The organism is Micromonospora sp. DT227 (assembly GCF_049841835.1).
In the GTDB taxonomy this organism is placed as follows: Bacteria; Actinomycetota; Actinomycetes; order Mycobacteriales; family Micromonosporaceae; genus Micromonospora.
The window spans coordinates 1-5,274 of record NZ_JBNCLA010000029.1; the positions used below are offsets into that span (position 1 = coordinate 1).

A 5,274-nucleotide genomic window follows, 5' to 3' on the forward strand; every position below is an offset into this window, starting at 1 on the left:
GGGATTCCTTTGGCAACACTTTTGTTGCCAGGACATTGTGTCCGACAAAGTTTTTGTTGGAGAGTTTGATCCTGGCTCAGGACGAACGCTGGCGGCGTGCTTAACACATGCAAGTCGAGCGGAAAGGCCCTTCGGGGTACTCGAGCGGCGAACGGGTGAGTAACACGTGAGCAACCTGCCCTAGGCTTTGGGATAACCCTCGGAAACGGGGGCTAATACCGAATATGACCTCGCATCGCATGGTGTGTGGTGGAAAGTTTTTCGGCCTGGGATGGGCTCGCGGCCTATCAGCTTGTTGGTGGGGTGATGGCCTACCAAGGCGACGACGGGTAGCCGGCCTGAGAGGGCGACCGGCCACACTGGGACTGAGACACGGCCCAGACTCCTACGGGAGGCAGCAGTGGGGAATATTGCACAATGGGCGGAAGCCTGATGCAGCGACGCCGCGTGAGGGATGACGGCCTTCGGGTTGTAAACCTCTTTCAGCAGGGACGAAGCGTAAGTGACGGTACCTGCAGAAGAAGCGCCGGCCAACTACGTGCCAGCAGCCGCGGTAAGACGTAGGGCGCGAGCGTTGTCCGGATTTATTGGGCGTAAAGAGCTCGTAGGCGGCTTGTCGCGTCGACCGTGAAAACCTGGGGCTCAACCCCAGGCCTGCGGTCGATACGGGCAGGCTAGAGTTCGGTAGGGGAGACTGGAATTCCTGGTGTAGCGGTGAAATGCGCAGATATCAGGAGGAACACCGGTGGCGAAGGCGGGTCTCTGGGCCGATACTGACGCTGAGGAGCGAAAGCGTGGGGAGCGAACAGGATTAGATACCCTGGTAGTCCACGCTGTAAACGTTGGGCGCTAGGTGTGGGGGGCCTCTCCGGTTCCCTGTGCCGCAGCTAACGCATTAAGCGCCCCGCCTGGGGAGTACGGCCGCAAGGCTAAAACTCAAAGGAATTGACGGGGGCCCGCACAAGCGGCGGAGCATGCGGATTAATTCGATGCAACGCGAAGAACCTTACCTGGGTTTGACATGGCCGCAAAACCTCCAGAGATGGGGGGTCCTTCGGGGGCGGTCACAGGTGGTGCATGGCTGTCGTCAGCTCGTGTCGTGAGATGTTGGGTTAAGTCCCGCAACGAGCGCAACCCTCGTTCGATGTTGCCAGCGCGTTATGGCGGGGACTCATCGAAGACTGCCGGGGTCAACTCGGAGGAAGGTGGGGATGACGTCAAGTCATCATGCCCCTTATGTCCAGGGCTTCACGCATGCTACAATGGCCGGTACAATGGGCTGCGATACCGTGAGGTGGAGCGAATCCCAAAAAGCCGGTCTCAGTTCGGATCGGGGTCTGCAACTCGACCCCGTGAAGTCGGAGTCGCTAGTAATCGCAGATCAGCAACGCTGCGGTGAATACGTTCCCGGGCCTTGTACACACCGCCCGTCACGTCACGAAAGTCGGCAACACCCGAAGCCGGTGGCCCAACCCTTGTGGAGGGAGCCGTCGAAGGTGGGGCTGGCGATTGGGACGAAGTCGTAACAAGGTAGCCGTACCGGAAGGTGCGGCTGGATCACCTCCTTTCTAAGGAGCACCATCCAGCGAAAGCTGGTATGGAGCCCGCGCTGCCCGAATGTGGTGGCGGGGTGCTCAGATGGCGGAGACACTGGTCAGTCAGGTGCCGGCAACGGCCGGGATTCTTCTAGTACAGCTGCTCCCTTGGGGGTGGTGGGAACGAAGGTTCTGGTGCGGCTGGTGACTGGCGTAAAGCACCCTGTTGGGTCCTGAAGGAACAACCATGGGTTGTTTTCTTCGGAGCCTTGTGCGGACGGGAGTCCGTGGAGGTTGCCAGGCATGGCCTGGTCTCGCATACCGCCGGCGGTTGTCGGGTTTGGTGTGGGGCTGTGGGTTGTGGGTTGGTTGTTTGTTGAGAATTGCACAGTGGACGCGAGCATCTTTGTGGTCAAGTTGTCAAGGGCGAACGGTGAATGCCTTGGCACCAGGAGCCGATGAAGGACGTGGGAGGCCGCGATAGGCCTGGGGGAGCTGTCAACCAAGCTGTGATCCCAGGGTGTCCGAATGGGGAAACCCGGCATCAGTCATGTGATGTCACCCGCACCTGAACACATAGGGTGTGTGGGGGGAACGCGGGGAAGTGAAACATCTCAGTACCCGTAGGAAGAGAAAACAAATAGTGATTCCGTGAGTAGTGGCGAGCGAAAGCGGATTGAGGCTAAACCGGATGCGTGTGATACCTGTCAGGGGTTGCGTGTTCGGGGTTGTGGGACCCTGCTGAGTGTGCTGACACGCACTCGAGAAGTTACAAAGCCAGTGGTTAGTCGAACAGTCTGGAATGGCTGACCGTAGACGGTGATAGTCCGGTAGGTGAAAGCTGCTGGTCTTCTGTGGGTGTTCCCGAGTAGCGGCGGACTCCTGAAATCTGCCGTGAATCTGCCAGGACCACCTGGTAAGCCTAAATACTTCCTGGTGACCGATAGCGGACGAGTACCGTGAGGGAATGGTGAAAAGTACCCCGGGAGGGGAGTGAAATAGTACCTGAAACCGTTCGCCTACAATCCGTCGGAGCCTTACGGGGTGACGGCGTGCCTTTTGAAGAATGAGCCTGCGAGTTAGTGGCATGTGGCGAGGTTAACCCGTGTGGGGGAGCCGTAGCGAAAGCGAGTCTGAATAGGGCGTATTCAGTCGCATGCTCTAGACCCGAAGCGGAGTGATCTAGCCATGGGCAGGCTGAAGCGCGGGTAAGACCGCGTGGAGGGCCGAACCCACCAACGTTGAAAAGTTGGGGGATGACCTGTGGTTAGGGGTGAAAGGCCAATCAAACTCCGTGATAGCTGGTTCTCCCCGAAATGCATTTAGGTGCAGCGTCGCGTGTTTCTTGCCGGAGGTAGAGCACTGGATGGTCTAGGGGGCCCACAAGCTTACCGAAATCAGCCAAACTCCGAATGCCGGTAAGTGAGAGCGCGGCAGTGAGACTGCGGGGGATAAGCTTCGTAGTCGAGAGGGAAACAGCCCAGATCACCAGCTAAGGCCCCTAAGCGTGTGCTAAGTGGAAAAGGATGTGGGGTCGCATAGACAACCAGGAGGTTGGCTTAGAAGCAGCCACCCTTTAAAGAGTGCGTAATAGCTCACTGGTCAAGTGGTTCCGCGCCGACAATGTAGCGGGGCTCAAGCACACCGCCGAAGCTGTGGCATTCACATTTCAACTTCGCGGCGCCTTGATGTGCCGTGCAGGTGTGTGGATGGGTAGGGGAGCGTCGTGCCGGGGGTGAAGCGACGGGGTGACCCAGTCGTGGACGCGGCACGAGTGAGAATGCAGGCATGAGTAGCGAAAGAAGGGTGAGAAACCCTTCCGCCGGATGACCAAGGGTTCCAGGGCCAGGCTAATCCGCCCTGGGTGAGTCGGGACCTAAGGCGAGGCCGAGAGGCGTAGTCGATGGACAACGGGTTGATATTCCCGTACCCGCGAAAGAGCGTCCCTGATGAACCTCGTTGTGCTAACCACCCGAACCGGAGGAGGTCTTCGGACTGAGTTTGGGGAGCGTGGGAACCTGGCGGGTAGTAGTCAAGCGATGGGGTGACGCAGGAAGGTAGCTGAGCCCGGCCGGTGGTTGTGCCGGGGTAAGCGTGTAGGCCGTGCCATAGGCAAATCCGTGGCGCATGTAGGCTGAGACGTGATGCCGAGCCGATTCAGGTGAAGTCAGTGATCCTATGCTGCCGAGAAAAGCCTCTAGCGAGTTCTTAGCGGCCCGTACCCCAAACCGACACAGGTGGTCAGGTAGAGAATACCGAGGCGATCGGGCGAACTGTGGTTAAGGAACTCGGCAAATTGCCCCCGTAACTTAGGGAGAAGGGGGGCCGGAGACGTGAAGCCCCGCGCGGGTGGAGCGTTGTATGGCCGCAGAGAGCAGGGGGAAGCGACTGTTTACTAAAAACACAGGTCCATGCGAAGAAGTAATTCGATGTATATGGACTGACGCCTGCCCGGTGCTGGAACGTTAAGGGGACCTGTTAGCTCTTCGGGGCGAAGCGGAGAACTTAAGCGCCAGTAAACGGCGGTGGTAACTATAACCATCCTAAGGTAGCGAAATTCCTTGTCGGGTAAGTTCCGACCTGCACGAATGGCGTAACGACTTCCCCACTGTCTCAACCACAGGCCCGGCGAAATTGCATTACGAGTAAAGATGCTCGTTACGCGCGGCAGGACGGAAAGACCCCGGGACCTTTACTATAGCTTGACATTGGTATCTGAATTAGCTTGTGTAGGATAGGTGGGAGCCGGTGAAGTCCATACGCCAGTATGGGTGGAGGCAATCTTGAAATACCACTCTGGTTGATTTGGGTATCTAACTTCGGACCGTTATCCGGTTCAGGGACAGTGTCTGGTGGGTAGTTTAACTGGGGCGGTTGCCTCCTAAAGGGTAACGGAGGCGCCCAAAGGTTCCCTCAGCCTGGTTGGCAATCAGGTGTTGAGTGCAAGTGCACAAGGGAGCTTGACTGTGAGACTGACAGGTCGAGCAGGGACGAAAGTCGGGACTAGTGATCCGGCACTGGCATGTGGAAGCGGTGTCGCTCAACGGATAAAAGGTACCCCGGGGATAACAGGCTGATCTTCCCCAAGAGTCCATATCGACGGGATGGTTTGGCACCTCGATGTCGGCTCGTCGCATCCTGGGGCTGTAGCAGGTCCCAAGGGTTGGGCTGTTCGCCCATTAAAGCGGTACGCGAGCTGGGTTTAGAACGTCGTGAGACAGTTCGGTCCCTATCCGCCGTGCGCGTAGGATACTTGAGAAGGGCTGTCCCTAGTACGAGAGGACCGGGACGGACGAACCTCTGGTGTGCCAGTTGTCCCGCCAGGGGCACGGCTGGTTAGCTACGTTCGGAAGGGATAACCGCTGAAAGCATCTAAGCGGGAAGCTCGCTTCAAGATGAGGTATCCCACCCACTTTGGTGGGGTAAGGCCCCCAGCTAGACGACTGGGTTGATAGGCCGGAAATGTAAGCCCGGTAACGGGTTCAGTTGACCGGTACTAATAGGCCGAGGACTTGACTACTAAGCTGCTACGCGTCCACTGTGCAACTCTGAACAAACACCGAACCCTTGTGGGTTGTTGGTTGATATGTTCATAGAGTTACGGCGGTCATGGCGGAGGGGAAACGCCCGGTTACATTCCGAACCCGGAAGCTAAGCCCTCCAGCGCCGATGGTACTGCACTCGGGAGGGTGTGGGAGAGTAGGACACCGCCGGACAATCTTCCAGTTCAGGGCCACCC

Annotated in this window: 3 rRNA genes; all 3 read left to right on the forward strand. The window is 58.0% G+C overall.

The features are described 5' to 3' along the window. Window positions 1-53: 53 nt before the first annotated feature. The 3 genes from ACLQ2W_RS33680 to rrf all read left to right on the forward strand — a co-directional run bounded on the left by ACLQ2W_RS33680 (window position 54) and on the right by rrf (window position 5,251). Window positions 54-1,568: ribosomal RNA gene (locus ACLQ2W_RS33680) — 16S ribosomal RNA — on the forward strand. Window positions 1,569-1,945: 377 nt separating this feature from the next. Beyond that, window positions 1,946-5,055 (forward strand): 23S ribosomal RNA (locus tag ACLQ2W_RS33685). A 79-nt stretch (window positions 5,056-5,134) separates the two neighbouring features. Beyond that, window positions 5,135-5,251: ribosomal RNA gene (rrf, locus tag ACLQ2W_RS33690) — 5S ribosomal RNA — on the forward strand. Together the 16S, 23S and 5S rRNA genes form the textbook arrangement of a ribosomal RNA operon. Window positions 5,252-5,274: the final 23 nt, after the last annotated feature.